This window comes from Micromonospora sonchi (genome assembly GCF_014646235.1).
In the GTDB taxonomy this organism is placed as follows: Bacteria; Actinomycetota; Actinomycetes; order Mycobacteriales; family Micromonosporaceae; genus Micromonospora; species Micromonospora sonchi.
Genome location: NZ_BMNB01000028.1, coordinates 53,950 through 71,782, shown reverse-complemented (window position 1 = coordinate 71,782; position 17,833 = coordinate 53,950). Strand labels below are relative to the sequence as shown.

Here is a 17,833-nt window from a genome sequence, read left to right as displayed (position 1 = left end):
TGGGTACACCCAGCAGGTACACCCAGCCACGCGCGACGGGCGCCTAGTCTCGATGTCATGGAAAGCCTCGGAGCATTCTTGAAAAGCCGCCGCGACCGGGTCACCCCAGACGAGATCGGGCTACGAACCTACGGGAGCGCCCGCCGAGTTCCGGGGCTGCGCCGCGAGGAGCTCGCCCACTTGGCAGGGGTCAGCGCTGGCTACTACACACGGCTGGAGCAGGGCCAGGCCGAGACGGCCTCCGAACAGGTTCTCGACGCCCTCGCACGAGTTCTGGAACTGGACGACGTGGAGGTCGTACACCTTCACAATCTCGCCCGCCAGCCCTCCCGGTCCGGCCTCGCCGAACCACCAGTCGAGCAGCCCCACCCTCGCGTCCTCGCGCTGCTCGAATCACTGGCCGAGGCGACGCCAGCGATCGTGCTGGGCCGACGCGGCGACGTCCTCGCCTGGAACCGCACCGGACACGCGCTGCTCGCCGAGCACGTGGACTTCGAGGCGCCCCGTGAACCGGGCTGTCGTCCCTCGATCCCGCGGATGTTCTTCCTCGACGCTCTCACCAGGAATCTGCACCGCAATTGGGACGAGCTCGCCCGGGTCCACGTCGCCTACTTGCGTCTCACCGCCGGACGGTTCCCGACCGACGCGCGCCTGGCGAACCTCATCGGTGAACTCACCATGCGCAGCGACCAGTTCGCCTCCATGTGGGCAACCGGTGAAGTCGCCGACTGCACGACCGGTGACATGCATCTCCAACACCCCACGGTCGGCGCCGCGAGCATCGCCTACCAAGTCTGGCTACAGCCCGACAGCCCCGATCACCGCCTCGAGATCTACACCCCAAACGATGCCTCCTCGGCAGACGCACTACGGATCCTCACCCAACGCGCTCCCGGAGAACACGATCCGAGCGTCAGGGCGCCCGAGGGGCCTGCGGCTGGTCGCGATCGATCCGTCAACAACCTCCTGCCCCGCAACATCTAGAGCTCAAAGAACGCTAAAGCTGCTCAGGCCGGCTGGCCGCCGCCGCGCGGGCCGGCCGCGAGCTGCGCCCCTCCTCATCCCGACGGCATCACCGCGACACCTTCGAGCGGGGTGATGGCTGTACCCGACCGACACTCGGCTGCCGTCATCGAGAACGCCGCCTACGGCGACACCGCCGGTGGCGGTGGTGGCTCAGGCGGCGACTGACCGGCCCGCGCCGAGCCCGAGCCGGGCCACGAGCGTGACCAGCGCCGCCGGGTCCCCGCGGCAACCTCCGGGGTGGGCAGCAGGGCCAGCACCGGCACGTCCACCCGGCCTCGGTGTACTGGCGTACCTGTGCCCGGCACTGCCCTGGCGAGCCGTGCAGGATCAGCGTGTCGACCACCTCGTCCGGCACCGCCGCCAGGGCGCCGCGCCGGTCGCCGGCCGCCCACGCCTGCCACATGCCGTTCAGCGCCGACCCGCGGCCGAGCCAGCGGTGGAACTCCGCGTACGCCGGCACGGTCAGGTAGCTGGTGATCATCCGTCGGCCCAGGGTGCTGGCGTACCCCGCGTCCTCGCTGCGGCAGACGAAGATCCGGGCGACCACCTCGAACTGCGGGCGCCGCTCGCCCAGCTCGGCCAGCGCGGGGCACGTCGGCGGCGGCGAGCCAGTTGAGGATGGCCCCGTCGGCCTCGGCGGCGGCCAGCCGCAGCATGCCGGGCCGCAGCGCGGCCAACAGCAGCGGCGGCGGTACGACCGGCGGCCGCTCCAGGGTGAACCGGCGCACGGCGAAGGTGTCGAAGGCGGAGTCCACGGTCCCGCCGCGCAGCGCGCCCGCAGGAACCGCAGCATGTCCCGGGCGCGCCGGAACGGTTCGGTGAACTCCACCGCGTTCCAGTCGGAGACCACCACCGGCGACGAGGCGCCGATGCCGAGGGCGAACCGGCCGGGAGCGAGGTCGGCGAGCGCGGCGGCGCTCATCGCCAGCAGTCCGGGCCCCGGGTGAGCACCGGCGCGATCGCGGTGCCCAGCCGCAGCCCGGGCTGCCCGGCGGCGGCCAGCGCCAGGGGCGTGAACGCGTCGGCGCCGTTGACTTGTCAATTACCCGGTCCACCCGTCCGACCGGAACGGTGTGAGCCCGTCGTCCCGCCGGCCGTCAGCCGGGCCGTGGCCGGCGTTAACCTTGCCCGCGTGACCTTTTCCCTCGTCGCCCGTTCGGCCGACGGCCGCATGCACGGCATCGTGGTGGCGAGCCGATTCCTGGCCGCCGGCGCGCTCGTCCCGGCGGCGGAGGCCGACGTCGGCGCGATCGCCACCCAGGCGCATGTGAATCTCGCCTACCGGCCGCAGGGCCTGGCCCTGCTGCGCACCGGGGTGTCCGCGAGTCACGTGGTCGCCGGCCTGGTCGCCGCCGACCCGGAACGCGATCACCGCCAGCTCGGTGTGGTCGCCGCCACCGGCCCCGGCGCCACCTACACCGGCGTGCACTGCCACGGCTGGGCCGGCGGGCAGGCGGGCGACGGCTGGGCCGCCCAAGGCAACATCCTCACCGGTCCGGAGGTGGTCGACGCGCTGCGCGACACCTGGCTCGCCGGCGGTGATCTGCCCTTCGCGCAGCGGCTGCTCGCCGCGCTGCGCGCCGGGCAGGAGGCCGGCGGCGACCGGCGGGGTCGGCAGAGCGCCGGTCTGATGGTGGTCCGCCAGGGCGGCGGGTACGGCGGCACCGGCGACCTCATGATCGACCTGCGGGTCGACGATCATCCCGACCCGATCACCGAACTCGACCGGCTGCTGGCCGTGCACACCCTCCTGTTCGACCGCCCCGACCCGGCCACCCTGCTCGATCTGGCCGGCGCGGTGGCCGCCGAGGTGGCCGGCCTGCTGACCGCGCTCGGCCATCCGGCCGACCCGGCCGATCCCGAGGACGCCCTGGTGGCCTGGGCCGGGCTGGAGAACCTGGAGGAACGGCTGGTCCCCGGCCGCATCGACCCGGTGGTGCTGGCCCACCTCCGCGCCGCCGCCCGCCCCGGCCCCCCACCTCGTTGATCATGAGGGTAGCGACAGTTTGAAGATCAATTACTGCCGCTAACCTCATGATCAACGCTGGCGTGGCGGCCGAAGGAGAGCGTCGGGAGTCCGGCGTGGGCGAGTGCGGTCCGCTCGGCGGGGGTGGCCGGGATGCGGCCGGTGGCCTTGGCGATCAGGGTGAGCCGATCCCAGCCCAGCTCCGCCGGCAGGGAGCGTCCACCGGTGAGCAGATCGGCGATCACCCGGCCGGCGGTCGCGGTCAGCCATGGTGGCCGGTCCAGCGCCGCGGCCAGGTCCAGGCCGTGCACCCCGACCTCCACCACCCGGGTACGCAGGAACTCGGTCACCGTCATCGCGTCGCCGTGTCGGGTGCGTACCACGCGATCTGGTGAATGTGTGCCGACCGCCGCCAGGGTGGCCCGCCAGGCCCGGTCGAAGTCCGCGGCCGGCGCCCAGCCGGCTCCGGGGCACCTTCCACCCTGGCCGGAACGGCCCCGGCCAGCCTCGACCTCGGTGGCCTCGACCCGGCCGGCTTCGATTCCGGCGGTCTCGAGCTGAGCGGTCTCCACCCGGGCTGCCTCCATCCGGGCGGTCTCGACCTGAGCGGCCTCGACCCGGGCGGCCTCGATCCGGGCGGCGTCCACCTGAGGAGTGAACTTGGCCATGCCGAAGTAGCCGGCGGCGTCGACCTCCGCCCGGGCGGGCGCCGGTGCGGCCAGCATGTCGGCCAGCCGGCCGGCGCCGGTGCGTACGTGTGCCAGCAGTTCGGCCACCGTCCACGGCACGCACCTGGTCGGCCGGTCGAGGTCAGCCGGATCGAGGGTGCCCAACACCTCGCCCAGCCGCGCACACTCGTCGCGGAAAGCCGCACGGAACTGGTCCACGTCGCCTCCTGTCCCGTTACCTTTTCGGTGCGCTCTGCCGAGCGCGTGATTGGTAGTCCTGCCTTGCGGTGGGACGGTCCCGGTCTGATCCGCTGGTGCGGTGCCGGGTTGACGCTTCTCAGCGACCCGCCCCGTGTGCGGGGTCTTACGGTCGGCTCCACGTCCTGCTACCGGGCCACTCCCGGCGGGGTCGACCTCAGCCGCCAGAGCGGCGAGGTTACGCGCGGCGTTGAGGTCCCGGTCGAGGATGATGCCGCAGGTGGTGCAGGTGTAGGTGCGCTCGGACAGGGCCAGCTTGGCTTTCACCGCGCCACAGCCCGAGCAGGTCTTCGATGACGGGTACCAGCGGTCGGCTTCCACGAGCCGACCGCCGTTCCATTCGGTCTTGTACGCCAACTGCCAGCGAAGCTCGGCGAAACCGGCGTCGGCGATGTGCCGGGCCAGCCTTCGGTTGCGCAGCATCCCGGCCACATTCAAGTCTTCGACCAAGACCGTGCCGTGAGTGCGGGCGAGGCGGGTAGTGAGCTTGTGCAGGCCGTCACGACGCAGATTGCTCACGCGGGCATGCGCGCGGCCCAGCCGAGCCGATGCCCGGGCCCACCGCTGCGATGGACGCTGCCCGGTACGCCGGTCAGGGCCGATCTTCCGCGACACGGCACGACCGAGCCGGCGCAGCCAGGCCTGCGCGGCGCCCAGGTGGCGCGGGTTTTCCACCAGTTCGCCGGTGGACAGTGGACAACACCGCCAGATGTGTGAGCCCGATATCCACACCAACCACCGAGCCGGACCGCGCCGGCCGCTGGCAGGCGCGGTCGACGTCGACACAGAACGACACGTGCCACCGGCCGCCGTCGAGCCGGACGGTGGCGGCCGAAGGTGCGGACGGGTCAACCGTTACCTTTCAGTGCGCTCTAGCGAGCATGTGATCGGTAGTCCTACCTTGCGGTGGGACGGTCCCGGTCTGACCGGCGTTCGCCGTGCCGGGTTGACGCTTCGTAGCCACCAGCCCGCCGGGGCGGGTCTTACGGTCGGCTCCACGTCCAGTCACCGGGCCACTCCCGGCGGTGTCCATTCCAGTCGCCAGTGCGGCGAGGTTGCGTGCGGCGTTGAGATCGCGGTCGAGGATGATGCCGCAGGTGGTGCAGGTGTAGGTGCGCTCGGACAGGGGCAGTTTGGCTTTCACCGCGCCACAGCCAGAACAGGTCTTCGAGGACGGGTACCAGCGGTCGGCGACGATCAGCCGGCCACCGTTCCATGCGGTCTTGTACGCCAACTGTCGGCGAAGCTCGCCGAAGCCGGCGTCGGTGATATGACGGGCCAGCCTGGGGTTGCGCAGCATCCCGGCCACGTTGAGGTCTTCCACCACGACCGTGCCGTGGGTGCGGGCGAGCCGGGTGGTGAGCTTGTGCAGGCCGTCACGACGCAGATTGCTCACCCGGGCATGCGCGCGGCCCAGCCGAGCGGATGCCCGGGCCCACCGCTGCGATGGACGCTGCCCGGTACGCCGGTCAGGGCCGGTCTTACGCGACAGTGCCCGTCCCAGACGCCGCAACCGGGTCTGCGCGGCGGCCAAGTGACGCGGGTTGTCCACCAGCTCCCCGGTCGACAACACCGCCAGGTGCGTGACGCCAACATCCACACCCACCACCGAGCCAGGGCACCCTGGCGTCCGGTCGGCCCGGTCCACCTCGACGCAGAACGCCACCTGCCACCGTCCGCCGTCGCGCCGCACTGTGGCGGACATGATCCGGGCGGTGCCGTTGTCAAGGCGGCGGGCCAGCTTCCGCGCCGACTCGTGCAGCTTCAACCGACCCAGCCGCGGCAGTACGACATGCTTACGGTCCGCCTCCACCCGCATCGTTCCGGTGGTGAACCGCACACTCGGCACACTACGCCGCCGGGACCTGAACCGAGGAAACCCCATCGCACGCCCGGCCCGCTTGCCGCTACGGCAGTCAGACCAGTTCTTCAACGCACGAGCCAGAGCATCCAGGCCAGTGTTGAACGCCTCCTTGGAACATTCCCGCCACCACGGCGCCACCCCGTCTTTCGCGGCATTCCACGACCTACGCAGCGCGGGCAGCGACCACGACAGGGACGCAGTCAACAGCTCCTCCGAGACACCGTAGGTGCGTTCAGCAGCCCGCTGATCCATCACCGCCTTCACCCGAGCCAACGCCCAGTTGTAGGCCACCCGAGCCGCCCCAGCATGGGCCAGCACCGCACGTTCCTGAACCGGCGTGAGATCCAACGCAAACCGGTACGCCTGGACCGCTTTCACACCGGACCGCCCTCGCAGGCGGCCTCAACCACCCGACAGACGCGATCCGCGGCAGCGGACCGACCGTACAAGCGGGCACACAGCGACATCAGAACCTCGCACACGTCCCGCACAAGGTCGTCGTCAACCCCGGCCGGATCGACCACCAGCAGACGGCGACCCTGAGCAGACAACACGGCTTTTAACATACTCGACACCGAAACGGACGAACCGGCCGCGATGCTCGACCACGAACCTATTCACGGCCGAATCACGTAACAGGGCGAGGAACCTCTCGCGGTGATCCTCGAGCGCCGACCCGACCTCGGTCACCACCCGATCCACCGCAATACGCTGCACAGTCGCCCACCCGACGACACGCGCCACCGGCCAGTCAAGCTCTGCCCCCTGCTCAGCCGGCGAAACACGGGCGTACACCACGGTCTGCCCCGCAGTCGGGACCGCACCGGCTAACGACCACCGACCATGACCAGCCACCCGAGACGGTACGTGGGAAGAGGAAGCTCCCAGCCGCGTACCGGCGCCGCGCAGTCACATACGGGGCCCTGGGACGCTGCCCACTCCTTCACGTTCACCCGACCACTCCACCACCCCAGAGATGGCTAAAAGCCCTGACCCGCCAACAGCGCTTACCCCTGGTGGCGGGGGACGAGGCGGTGCACGGCGGAGAGCACCAGCGCCATCACCACGCCCATCGTGCCGGCGATGCCGGCGGCGCTGCCACCGTAGCCGAGGAACAGCGGCCGGCGGCCCAGCTCGGCCACCGGGATGCCGCGCTGGCCCAGCAGCCACCACAGCGCCAACGCGCAGCCCGCGATCGCCAGCAGGCCACCGACGCCGAGCAGCAGCGCGGTGAGGCGGTGCGCGTCGGCCGAGGAGACCTGCGCCCGCTCCCGCTGGGTGATCAGCAGCAGCAGCCCGGCCAGGGCCGCCCACACTCCGACCACGAGGAATGCGGCCACCGCGTCGCTGGGCCGGTGCCAGCTCGCCGACAGGGTGGCCACCCCGGCGGTCGCCGCGTAGCCGGCGCCGACCACGGCGGCGAAGGGCCGCACCCTGGGTGGCAGTACGAGCACCAGCGCCACCGCCACCGAGGCGGCGACCGTGGTGTGTCCGCTGGGCAGGCTGTTGCCCACGAACACCCGTTCCGGGTCGATGCCGTAGTCGGGACGGGCCAGGGCGTACTTGAGCAGCTGGGTGGTGACGTTGGCCCCGGCGATCAGCAGGGTGGCCGCGATCGCCAGGGCGACCCGGCCCCGGATCAGCGCGATGAACCCGATCATCAGGGTGGCCGCCAGCAGCGACACCACGGACATCGCGTGGAGCAGGCGGTTGACCGGTTCCTCGATGTGGTCGCGGCCGATCCAGTTGCCGGTGAGCGCCACCGTGTCGATCCACTGCCCGGTTTCGGTATGGAGGGCGAATCGCCAGACGACGATGAAGGCCGCCGCCTGGACGAGGGCCAGCACGACCAACCAGACCCCGGTCCCACCCCTCGGCGTCACGCGCACCCGCACAACTTAGCGGCCCACCCGCTTCGGTCGGCCGGTGGCCCGCCAGGGGCGTCGGGATAGGTTGGGATGTAGGTGAGGGAGGGCATGGTGACCGGTACGTCGGAGCGGGACGCCGCCGTCGGGCGTCCGGAGTCGTTGGCCGATCTGCTCGGCGGGCGCCGCGGCGCGCTGGATGCGACCCTGCCGCCGGTCGCTTTCACGGTGGGCTGGCTGCTGGCCGGGCGTTCGGTCATCGCCGGGGTGGTCGCCGCCCTGGCCGTCGGTGTGGCGGTGGCCGGGTGGCGGCTGCGCCGCGGTCACCGTCCCCGGTCGGTGCTGATCGGGCTGCTCGCCGTCTGCGTGGCCGCGATCATCGTGGTACGCACCGGACGCGCGGAGGACTTCTTTCTCGTGCAACTGCTGGCCAACGCGGCCAGCGCCCTGGCGTGGGTGGTCAGCATCGTGGTGCGCTGGCCGCTGCTCGGGGTGGTGGTCGGCGCCGTGCTCGGGCAGCGTGGGCGGTGGCGTCGCGACCCGGCGCTGGTGCGGGCGTACGCCCGGGGCAGTTGGGTCTGGACGGCGACCTACGTGCTGCGGGTGGCGGTGTTCCTGCCGCTGTACCTCGGTGGGCAGGTGCTCGCGTTGACCGCGGCCCGGGTCGGGCTGACCTGGCCGCTGGTGGCTGCGGCCTTGGCGGTCAGCTGGGCGGTGGTGCGCCGGTCGCTGCCGGCCGGCCATCCGGGGCTGCGGCATCCGGTGCCGCCGCGGGACGCCGCGCTCGTGGCGTCGGAGAAGTGAGTGGTGGAACAGAAAGGGAGAGGCCGCCACGGGGGGAGCGGCCTCTCCGGTGATGTACGTTACTCCGTTCCCGGTCGTTTCGTGATACCGGGGCGATGACTTTTTTCGCGATCTGCGTGGTATCCACCATGCGACGGATGGGGTGGGTCGACCGCTCCGCTGCGTCGGCCAGAGGGGCCGACCCACCCCGGCCTGACCGTGGGCGTCAGGCCGCCGGCCGGAACCTGCCTCTACCCCCGAGGCCCGGCCGAAGCCTCCGGGTGGGTGCAACCCACCCGGAGGAGTTCACTCAGCCGTTGGGGAACAGCTTTCCGTAGTCGGCGTACGCCATGGCGACGTCCGCCTGGGCCCAGAACCGGTGGTAGCGGAACTCCGGCTCCGCCCCGCCGTTGAGGTACGCCTGAACCTTCGGCCACGCCGGGTCGTTCTTGTAGAACGACCGGATGTCGACGAAGCTCTTGCCCGGGGCGATCTGGTCGCCGTTGGGCATCCGGCCGGTCCAGCCCGGCGGGATGTACAGGCCCTGTCCGGTGGCGGCGTCGTAGACGTCGTCGAAGCGCCGGTAGTCGCCGCGCTTCTCCGCCGTCGACACGCCCTGTGCGTCGCTGGCCGCGTGCAGCGCGTCCAGCAGCCCCTTGGCGGTGGTCTTCGCCGCGGTGTTACCCGACTTCGCCGCGTACGCGATGAGCGTGCGGGCGTAGGCGGCGGCGACGCCGACGTCCTGGCCCTTGACCGTCACCTCGACGTGCAGGTTGGTGTTCGCCTGCGGGTTGGTCGGGTTCCAGTTGTTGGGCTGGCCGGTCCACTTCATGTCCGACGGAATGGACCAGTTGGTGCCCACCGTGGTGTTGGCGATGGCCCACGGCACCCACTTGTCCAGCAGCGCCTTGGCCTTGGCGTTGCCGGTGACCAGGTACAGCTCGGCGATGCGCTGCATCGACCAGGCCTGCATGCCGAACCACTGGTTCGACGGCGGGTCGTTGTAGACCGGGTCCTCGTCGTAGAACATGCCGTAGAAGGTGGCCGTGCCGGCCGGCGGGGTGCCGTAGTGCCCGCCCCAGCTGTTGGTCGCGCCACCGGCGATGCCGCCTTCGGCCGACTGGAGCCAGGTGTAGAGCTCCAGCTGCCGGTTGAGGCTGTTGGTCCAGTCCGCCGCCGCCGAGGCCGAGCGCGGCTTGAGCTCGTTGACGTTGGTCAGCGCCCAGGCCGCGAACGGGTTCTGGTAGCCGAAGTGGCTGTGGCTGGAGCCGATCCGCCACGACCAGTTCTGGCTGGTCTCGTACGCCCCGCCCCAGGCGTAGTACCAGGAGAGCAGGTAGTGGGCGGAGTCGCGGCCGTTGCCCGCCGGGCAGGCGCTGGCCCCGACGCAGTTGCCGACCCGCTTGAAGTACTTGTCGAACAGGGCGTACCGCAGGTAGTCGCCCATCTTGGCGGCCTTGGTCACGGTGGCCGCCACGTCGGCCTGCTTGTTCTGCTCCTTGGCCCAGGTCAGGGCCCAGTACGCGGCCTGCACGGCCCGGGCGTCGGCGTCCGGGGCGTTGGTGTACTTCCACTGCTTGGCCGGGGCCTGCGACTCCTTGATGAACAGGTCGAGGTAGCCGTACTGGCCGCCGTGGGCGAAGGTGTCGCAGGACGGCTGCGGCACGGTCTCCCACACCGACTCCTGGGTGCCCCGCTGGAAGGTGTTGATGTACGCCGGCCGGGTGGTGCCGTCGCCGCAGCGGCCGTAGCCGTAGACGTTGTCCACGTCCAGCAGCCAGTGCATGCCGTAGATCGAGCCGGTGCCATAGGTCTGCTGGAGTTCCGAGCGCAGGGGGTCCTTGCCCACCGGCACGTTGGAGTCCAGCTGGGACGGGTACTGGCTGGGCAGGTCGTGCTCGGCGGCGTAGGTGGCGTCGCCGGCGGAGCCGGCGGTCGGCTGGTCGGCCGCGGACGGGATGATGTACTTCTCCATCACCGTCCAGGCGTTGTTGAACGGCGCCCAGTTCTGGGTCACCCGCCCGTAGTACGCCTCCAGCCACAGCCAGAAGCTGAACGCCTCGGAGGTGGTCTCGTGGCCGTGGTCCGGCGCCTCGACGATGAGCGTCTCGATGGAGTGGTACGGCACGCCCTCGGGGCTGAAGTACCCCGAGTTCTTGATCTTGCCGTACTGGGCCAGGAAGCGCTGGACGTACTCGCCGTCGCCGCCGGGCACGTCGTTGTCGATCTCGGTGACGGTGACCGTGGCCGGCGTGTAGCCGGTGGCGGAGGCGGTGATGGTGGCGGTGCCGCCGACGGTGTCGGCGTCCTCGGCGGCCCGGACGGTCACGTCGACCCCGGTGTTCCAGTTGGACGGGGTCAGCGTCACCGAGGTCGGCGAGACGGTGATGTCCGTGTCGCCGGTGCGCGCCAGGCTCACCGCGACGTTCGCGGTGGGCGCCCGGTTCAGCTTGACGTTGAACGTCGAGCTGCCGCCCTCGGGCACGCTCAGCGTGGCCGGGGTGGCCACCAGCGCCGGCGAGGTGGCGGCGGTGACGGTGAACGACCGCTCGGCGATCGCCGACAGACCGCTGTTGTCGAACGCCCTGGCCTGGACGGTGTAGTCACCGGCCGGCAGGTTCTCCAGGGTGTACGCGTACGGCGCGGTGGTGTCGGTGTTGACCAGCAGCCCGTTGCGGTAGAACTCGACCCTGGCGATCGTGCCGTCCGGGTCGCTCGCGGTGGCGGTCAGCGGCACGCTGGCCGGGGCCACGAACGGGCCGGCGGGGATCGACAGGCTCACCGTCGGGGGCTGCTGCGCGACGCCGCCGCAGGTGACCCCGTTGATCGAGAACGACGTCGGCTTCGGGTTGCTGCCGGTGTACGAGCCGTTGAAGCCGATGTTGACGGAGGAGCCGGTGGCCAGGTTGCCGTTGTAGGACTCGTTGGTGGCGGTGACCTGGTTGCCGCTCTGGCTCCACCGGGCCGACCAGCCCTGGGTGACCCGCTGGTTGCCGGCGAAGGCGAACCGTAGGGTCCAGCCGTTGATCGGGTCGCCGAGGTTCTTGATGGTCACGTTGGCGGTGAAGCCGTTGCTCCAGTCGTTGGTCGTGTAGACCACGTCGCAGGCCGGCGCGGCCTGCGCGGCGGTGGCGGGTAGGGTCACGCCGCCGAGCGCCAGTGCCGCGGCGGCGAGCCACGCCAGCCGCCGACGTCTTGCCAGATTCCTCATCTGCGCGGTGTCTCCTCGGACCAGGCCGGGGACGCTGCCGCCCCGGCGGTGACGTCTGCTGACCGCGAGGGCCGCGCGACGCCAGTGGATGGTGGGTCTCTCCGGCTCGCCGGCCGGTGGCGGCGAAGTGCCGTGGAACGGCTGCTGCGCCGCTGCTGACAGGACGCCGTACCGGACGCACCGGATGCCCTCGGCGACCCGCGCTCACGCGATACCTGGCTCAACGCGGTCGATCGACAGTCTGCCATGGAAGCGCTCCCAATACCAGGGACGCGACTTCCGGAAACACCGAGATGTTTCGATCTCGTTTTGGGGCTTTCACAAACCCGTGACGGGCGTTACAGTCGCAGCAACGTCGATGGGAGCGCTTCCATCGACAGAGTTCCAACCAGAAGATCGCCCGTGTCGTGCCCACGACATCGGGGATGAAGCCCACAGGCCGACGGCGGGCCAGCCCGGACACCGCCGCCAGCCGCCGCCCCACCAACGTGGAGGGAGGTGGATCCTCAGCCACTCGCGTGGCCCGGCTCCCGCGCGACACGCACGACTGGGACGCCAATCCGCACGTGCGTGTACCGCAACATGGTGGGGACGGGGGTTGCCCTCCCCCGTCCCCACACTAAACCCCCGTTCACGATGGGAAAAGAGGCCGACGGGTCAGACGCGCATCACCCGCGCGCACCGCACGGCAGTCGACCCGCCCGCCGACCGCCATCCGCGCCGCCCCGCCGACCGCCCGGGCGCGCGCCAACGGTCCGCCCGCGGCACTCGGCGTACCCGGTCCCGCTGCACCCGACGCCCCGACCGGCAACGCCCACTCCTTCTCACCTGACACCCCCCGCCACCACGGCTGCCCGCCCTCTGCGACGATCATGCTCCGGTGGCTACCGCCCACCCCTTACCCTTGATTGGGAGCGCTCCCGGGCTCCGGCGGTCAACCCCATCCATGAGGAGAATCCATGTCGATGCTCACCAGGCGCCACCTGCTGCGCCGCGCGGCGCTCTCGGCCGCCGCCACCCAGGCCAGCCCAGCTGTCGGCGCCACCGCTGTCGGCACCGCCGCCCTCGCCGGCTGCCGGTCCGACGAGCCCGCGGACCGCACCGACCCGGCCGCCAGCCCCGCCACCCGGTTGCCCTTCCCGCCGGACTTCGGCTGGGGTGCGGCCACCTCCGCGTACCAGATCGAAGGCGCCGCCAAGGAGGACGGCCGCGGCGAATCGATCTGGGACACCTTCAGCCACACGCCGGGACGCATCCGCAACGGCGACACCGGTGACGTCGCCGCCGACCACTACCACCGCTACGCCGAAGACCTCGATCTGATGCGCGACCTGGGGCTGCGCAGCTACCGGTTCTCCATCTCCTGGCCGCGCATCCAGCCCGACGGCACCGGCGCCGCCAACCAACGCGGCCTCGACTTCTACCGTCGACTGATCGACGGGCTGCACGAGCGCGGCATCGCCCCGATGGCCACCCTCTTCCACTGGGACCTGCCGCAGTCTCTGCAGGACGCCGGCGGCTGGGAATCCCGAGATGTCGCCCAGCGCTTCGCCGACTACGCCGCCACCGTCTTCACCGCGCTCGGCGACCGGGTGCCGGTCTGGCTCACCATCAACGAGCCCAAGACCGTCGTGCAGAACGGCTACCTACAGGGCCACCACGCCCCCGGCCGGCAGGACCCGGACGCCGCGTACCTCGTCGCCCACCACCTGCAACTCGCCCACGGCCTCGCGGTCCGGGCCCTGCGCGCACAGAGCGGCACCGGTCGCATCGGCCCGGCCTTCAACCTGCACCCGTGCTACCCCGCCGACGACTCCCCCGCCGCGGCGGAGGCGACCCGCCTCTACGACGGCTACGAGAACCGGCTCTACCTCGACTCGGCGTTCAAGGGCAGCTACCCGCAGGACGTGCTGGCCGACCTCGGCCCGGGCAGCCGGATGGTCCGTGGCATCCGCGACGGCGACCTGGAAATCATCTCCTCCCCCGTCGACCTGCTCGCGGTGCAGTACTACACCCCGATCTACGTCACCGCCGACGGCGGCACCACCCGCCGCTGGCCCACCTCCGAGGCCAGCTGGCAGCAGATCTACCCGGAGGGGATGTACGACATCCTGACCCGGGTCACCCGCGACTACGGTCCGGTACCCCTCACCGTCACCGAGAACGGTCTGCCCACCCCCGACCTCCTCGCCGAGGACGGCACCGTCGAGGACACCGGACGGGTCACCTTCCTGCGCGACCACCTGGCCGCCGCCCACCGCGCCATCACCGACGGGGTGCCGCTGGAGAGCTTCCACGTCTGGTCCCTGCTCGACAACTTCGAGTGGGCCGAGGGCTACGACCAGCGCTGGGGACTGATCTACGTCGACTACCCCACCCAGCGCCGCGTCCTCAAGCGCAGCGCCCACTGGTACCGCCAGGTCATCGCCGACAACTCCCTCTGAAGGTGCAAGGAAGGGCCCCTTATTAACGTCTCGTGTAGAGGAAGGGCCCCTTCTTAACATCCGCTCGCCGGCGGCCCGTCGGTCGCCGGCGAGCGGATGGGCGGCACCGGCCGGCGAGCGGAAAGCGACGCTCTCGGCCTGCTCGCCGGTGCTCTCGCCGACCGCCGGGGCGCCCGGATGCTGCTCGCCGCAGCCGACACCGGCCGGGTCACCGTGCTGGCCACCCTCGCCACCGCAGTCGCTCTGGGTTGGGCCACCATCACCCTGGTCGTGACCGCCGCGTTCCTGCTCGGCGTCGGCGAGGGCATCCGCGACACCGCCGCCCGCCTGGTCACCTACGGCTGCACGGCGCTGGGTGCGCTGGCCGGCGGCGCGCTGGCAGCCAGCGCCGGTATCGAGGCGCCGTTCGTGTTCAGCGGCGTCGTCGCCGTCGCTGCCACCATCGCCTGGTGGCTCGCCTCCCGACCGGCGCGGCCGCCGGGCCCCCGTTGGGCCGGAAGTCGTCGATGACCGCCTCACCGGTCGCCCAGCGGTTCCAACACCGCCGCGAGTGCGGCCGATTGCGGGTACGCGTGCACGGTAGGTAGCTGTCCATCTCGACGTTATGACCGAGACCACTACCTTGATGTGTCGATCGTGACGGACGCTGCGCCACTGCGGGGAACGCGCCCGGGCCCCGATGTTAAGAAGGGGCCCTTTTACTACCGCAGGCGTTAAGAAGGGGCCCTTCCTTACACCTCAGTGGGGTAGGGCCTGTTGGAGTTCGGCGCGGAGGGCAGGGGTGAGCATCTCCCCCGCCTGCTTGGCCAGCCGGGCCATCTCGTAGCCCACCACACCGATGTCGGCGTCCGCCGCCGCCAGGGTGGCCAGGATCGAGCCGTCGCGTACCTGCATCACCAGGAAGTAGCCGCGTCCCATCTCGACCACGGTCTGCTTGACCACGTCGCCGTCGAACATCGCCGCGGCGCCGGCCGTGATGCTCATCAGCCCCGAGGTCACCGCGGCGAGTTTGTCGGCGTGGTCTCTCGGCAGGTGGTCGGAGATCGCGACCAACAGTCCGTCGGAGGAGACCACGACCGCGTGCGCCACTCCGGGCACACGCTCGGCGAACGCGCTGACCAGCCAGCTCAGGTCCCGAGCTTCCTGTGACAAGGTCGTCACTGCTGTCCTCCTTCGTTCCACATCCCGGGCGGTGGCACGGGTATCTCGGCGGTCTGCTCAGCCTCGGCCCGCCGCACACCGTTGTACAGCCGCGACAGCATTCCGCCAACCGCCTCCGGGTCCGGGTCGCGCCGAGCCGGCTGCCGCTGTTGGGGACGGGCCGGCTGGGTGACGGTGCTCAGCTGTGCCATCGGCACCCGTACCGGCAGGCCCCGCTCGTTGGTTCCCGCGGTCACCGGCACCACCGGTGGGGCCGGACTGCCGGCGCCCGTCGTCGGGACGGCCGACGACGGACCTTCCCGGGACCACCAGCCGCCTCCGGTGGCCACCGGTGCCGCCGGGGCGAGCACGTCCTCCGCGCGTACCGGCACCGGGTGGGCCTGGCGGGGCACGGTGGTCGGTCGGCGGCCGGCGACCGGCAGTTCAGCCGGGCCCGGGCTGCTCGGTGTGTCCGGCCCCGACCTGCCGGCCGACAGGAACCGCCGCGACGGCGGCGGGTCCAGGCTCGGCGGCGGGGCCGCCGCCAGCAGCGCACCGGGCAGCCGTACCCGGGCCACCAGACCGCCGGCGCCACCGTGCAACCGCACCTCGATGCCGTGCCGGGCGGCCAGGTGGCTGACCACGAACAGCCCCATCCGCTCCACCGTCGCCACGTCCGCGGCCGGCGGCTCGGCCAGCACGGTGTTCGCCTCGGCCAGCGCCGTCGGGCTCATGCCCAGGCCCTGATCGGCGATCTCGATCACCGCCCCGGCGCCGTCAGGCCGGGCCATCACCTGCACGATGGTGTCCGGCCGGGAGAACGCGGTGGCGTTTTCCAACAACTCGGCGAGCAGGTGCACCAGCTCACCGACGGCGTGCCCGACGACATGAAGGTCGGCCACCGCCTCGTGTCGGACCCGCTGGTACTGCTCGATCTCGGCGCTGGCCGCCAGCAGCACCGCGTTCAGCCCGATCGGCCGGTTCCACCGGCGGGTCGACTCGGTGCCCGCCAGCACCAGCAGGCTCTCGTCGTTACGGCGCATCCGAGCGGCGAGATGGTCCAGCTTGAACAGGTTCTCCAGCTGGTCGGGGTTGCTCTCCTCGCGTTCCAGGTCGTCGAGCAGCTCCAGCTGCCGCTCCACCAGCACCTGGCTGCGTCGGGCGAGGTTGACGAACATCGCGTTGACGTTGCGCCGCATGGTGGCCTGCTCGACCGCCACCCCGACCGCGCTGCGGTGCACCGCGACGAACGCCTCGGCCAGTTCGCCGATCTCGTCGAGGGAGCGCACCACCGCCGGCGAGACCTCGATGTTCGGCACCCCGCCGGAGACCGACCTCAGCCGGGCAAGCGCCTCGGGCAGCTCGATCTGCGCGATGCGCAACGCCCGGGATCGCAGCAGCCGGATCGACCGGGCCAACGACCGACCGATCAGTACGGAGATCAGCAACGCCACCAGCAGCACCGTGATGATCACACCGACGACCAGCAGCGTCTCGCGGAGCTGGGCGCTGCTGGCCGTGTCGGCCTGTTCCGCCGACGCGGCCAGCACCTCGGCCTCGAAGTCCCGCAGCAGATCGTGCCGTACCTCGCTGGCCGTCCACCACTGTTCGGCGGGCAGCAGCCGCGGCGCGGTCGAGCCCTGCGTCAGGGCCCGCTCCTCCATCCGGGCGGCCTCGACGAAGGCCGGATCCTGGCTCAGCTGGTCGTAGCGGGCCACCTGGGCGTTGGTGGCGGCGATGCGGAACGTGCCCAACGCGGTGAACTGCCGCGACCGCAGATCGGTCAGTTGAGTCGCGGCACCCCTGTCGTACTCGCCGGCGCTGGCCGCCGCGTAGAGCTCCGCCCGTAGTCGCGAGGACAGTTCCTTGGCCCGGGCGAACTGTACGTAGCGCAGCGCCGCGGCGGACAGCTCGGACCGGTCGTCACCCGGCGACGGATGGGCCAGCAGGGTCAGCAGCGCGTCGATGGCACGGTGGTAGTTGCCGAGGATGGTCTCGTCGCCCAGCACCACGGTGGCGAGGACGTCCCGAATGTAGTCGACCTGCTGGTACGCCTGGGAGGCCACCGAGTAGTTGCCCCGCCAGGAGCTGTCCGCGTCGGCCAGCGGCTCCGCTGCCTGGCGCAGGGCCTGCGCCGCCTGGTCCGAGGCGTCCCGGTAGGGCTGCAGCGCGGTCAGCACCGCCGCGTTCTCCTCCTCGCCGGCGGCGGCGCGCAACGCGAACAGTTTTCCGGCCGTACGGTCGCGCTCCTGCTGCAACCGGTGCACCAGCTGGGTGATCTCCTGCCCGATGCCCACCTGCGCGGCGAAGTCACTGAGCGTGGTGGCCCGACCCACCAGGCTCTGGGTCTGCACTCCGGCCAGGACCAGGAAGGCGACCGACGGGATGACCAGCACCGTGGCGAGTTTGGTGCGCATCCGCCAGTCCTGCAGGCGCAACGGGGAGCGACGCCGGTGGGGCACCACCCGGACGTCGAACCGACGCCGGCGGTGCTGCGACACCGTCTGCGCCCGGCCCGCTCCTACACCCACCAGTCCTCCCCCCCATGCGTCCGCCGCGGCCCGGGGAGCGTCGTCCATCCAACCAGCCCCCGGAGCAGTGTCAAAGG

Annotated in this window: 11 protein-coding genes and 3 pseudogenes; 5 read left to right on the top strand and 9 right to left on the bottom strand. The window is 71.3% G+C overall.

Going from position 1 to position 17,833, the window contains the following annotated elements:
- The first annotated feature begins 57 nt into the window (after positions 1 to 57).
- Positions 58 to 984 carry a helix-turn-helix transcriptional regulator gene (locus IEY61_RS24300; protein ID WP_189048229.1) on the top strand — a complete coding sequence of 309 codons (927 nt, stop codon included), beginning with the start codon at positions 58 to 60 and terminating at the stop codon, positions 982 to 984.
- Between the two features lie 192 nt (positions 985 to 1,176).
- Here IEY61_RS24300 and IEY61_RS24295 read toward each other — a convergent pair.
- Positions 1,177 to 2,064, bottom strand: a pseudogene (locus IEY61_RS24295) (LLM class F420-dependent oxidoreductase); the annotation flags it as partial.
- A 94-nt stretch (positions 2,065 to 2,158) separates the two neighbouring features.
- On the opposite strand from IEY61_RS24295, the gene IEY61_RS24290 reads away from it, so the two are divergent.
- A complete protein-coding gene (locus IEY61_RS24290) occupies positions 2,159 to 3,013 on the top strand; it encodes a DUF1028 domain-containing protein (RefSeq protein ID WP_189048227.1) in 855 nt (284 codons plus the stop codon).
- 26 nt (positions 3,014 to 3,039) lie between these two features.
- On the opposite strand, the gene IEY61_RS24285 is transcribed toward IEY61_RS24290, so the two are convergent.
- The 5 genes and pseudogenes from IEY61_RS24285 to IEY61_RS24265 all read right to left on the bottom strand — a co-directional run bounded on the left by IEY61_RS24285 (position 3,040) and on the right by IEY61_RS24265 (position 7,677).
- Positions 3,040 to 3,879, bottom strand: a complete 840-nt coding sequence (locus IEY61_RS24285) for a maleylpyruvate isomerase N-terminal domain-containing protein (protein WP_189048261.1) — start codon at positions 3,877 to 3,879, stop codon at positions 3,040 to 3,042.
- A gap of 267 nt (positions 3,880 to 4,146) precedes the next feature.
- A pseudogene (locus IEY61_RS31470) lies at positions 4,147 to 4,593 on the bottom strand (RNA-guided endonuclease TnpB family protein); the annotation flags it as partial.
- Between the two features lie 187 nt (positions 4,594 to 4,780).
- Positions 4,781 to 6,160, bottom strand: coding sequence for an IS607 family element RNA-guided endonuclease TnpB (gene tnpB / locus IEY61_RS24275; RefSeq protein WP_189048225.1), 1,380 nt, complete (start codon positions 6,158 to 6,160; stop codon positions 4,781 to 4,783).
- Positions 6,157 to 6,735, bottom strand: a pseudogene (locus IEY61_RS24270) (IS607 family transposase). The gene tnpB and the pseudogene IEY61_RS24270 overlap by 4 nt, the downstream one beginning before the upstream one ends.
- 54 nt (positions 6,736 to 6,789) lie before the next feature.
- Positions 6,790 to 7,677: a phosphatase PAP2 family protein gene (locus IEY61_RS24265; protein ID WP_189048223.1), complete on the bottom strand. Its 888-nt coding sequence runs from the start codon at positions 7,675 to 7,677 to the stop codon at positions 6,790 to 6,792.
- An 84-nt stretch (positions 7,678 to 7,761) separates the two neighbouring features.
- Between IEY61_RS24265 and IEY61_RS24260 the strand changes: the two genes are divergently transcribed.
- Entirely contained in the window at positions 7,762 to 8,451 is a 690-nt protein-coding gene (locus IEY61_RS24260) for a DUF3159 domain-containing protein (RefSeq protein WP_229706405.1), read from the top strand.
- Between the two features lie 289 nt (positions 8,452 to 8,740).
- Here the strand turns inward: IEY61_RS24260 and IEY61_RS24255 are convergent, their stop codons facing one another.
- Complete coding sequence (locus IEY61_RS24255) at positions 8,741 to 11,641, bottom strand: glycoside hydrolase family 48 protein (RefSeq protein ID WP_189048218.1); 2,901 nt, start codon at positions 11,639 to 11,641, stop codon at positions 8,741 to 8,743.
- A gap of 959 nt (positions 11,642 to 12,600) precedes the next feature.
- Between IEY61_RS24255 and IEY61_RS24250 the strand changes: the two genes are divergently transcribed.
- Together IEY61_RS24250 and IEY61_RS32215 are read left to right on the top strand one after the other, a co-directional pair.
- A complete protein-coding gene (locus IEY61_RS24250; protein ID WP_189048216.1) occupies positions 12,601 to 14,085 on the top strand; it encodes a GH1 family beta-glucosidase in 1,485 nt (494 codons plus the stop codon).
- Between the two features lie 96 nt (positions 14,086 to 14,181).
- Positions 14,182 to 14,595, top strand: a complete 414-nt coding sequence (locus tag IEY61_RS32215; protein ID WP_189048213.1) for a hypothetical protein — start codon at positions 14,182 to 14,184, stop codon at positions 14,593 to 14,595.
- Between the two features lie 228 nt (positions 14,596 to 14,823).
- Here IEY61_RS32215 and IEY61_RS24240 read toward each other — a convergent pair whose 3' ends face one another.
- Both IEY61_RS24240 and IEY61_RS24235 read right to left on the bottom strand, forming a co-directional pair.
- Positions 14,824 to 15,246 carry a roadblock/LC7 domain-containing protein gene (locus tag IEY61_RS24240; RefSeq protein ID WP_189048211.1) on the bottom strand — a complete coding sequence of 141 codons (423 nt, stop codon included), beginning with the start codon at positions 15,244 to 15,246 and terminating at the stop codon, positions 14,824 to 14,826.
- On the bottom strand, positions 15,243 to 17,756 hold the full coding sequence (locus tag IEY61_RS24235; RefSeq protein WP_229706404.1) for a nitrate- and nitrite sensing domain-containing protein: 2,514 nt from the start codon (positions 17,754 to 17,756) through the stop codon (positions 15,243 to 15,245). Before IEY61_RS24235 ends, IEY61_RS24240 begins: the two co-directional genes overlap by 4 nt.
- Positions 17,757 to 17,833: the final 77 nt, after the last annotated feature.

Coding starts and splice junctions, on each gene's coding strand:
- IEY61_RS24300 (WP_189048229.1), top strand. CDS start 58: ATGGAAAGCCTCGGAGCATTCTTGAAAAGCCGCCGCGACCGGGTCACC.
- IEY61_RS24250 (WP_189048216.1), top strand. CDS start 12,601: ATGTCGATGCTCACCAGGCGCCACCTGCTGCGCCGCGCGGCGCTCTCG.
- IEY61_RS32215 (WP_189048213.1), top strand. CDS start 14,182: ATGGGCGGCACCGGCCGGCGAGCGGAAAGCGACGCTCTCGGCCTGCTC.
- IEY61_RS24255 (WP_189048218.1), bottom strand. CDS start 11,641: ATGAGGAATCTGGCAAGACGTCGGCGGCTGGCGTGGCTCGCCGCCGCG.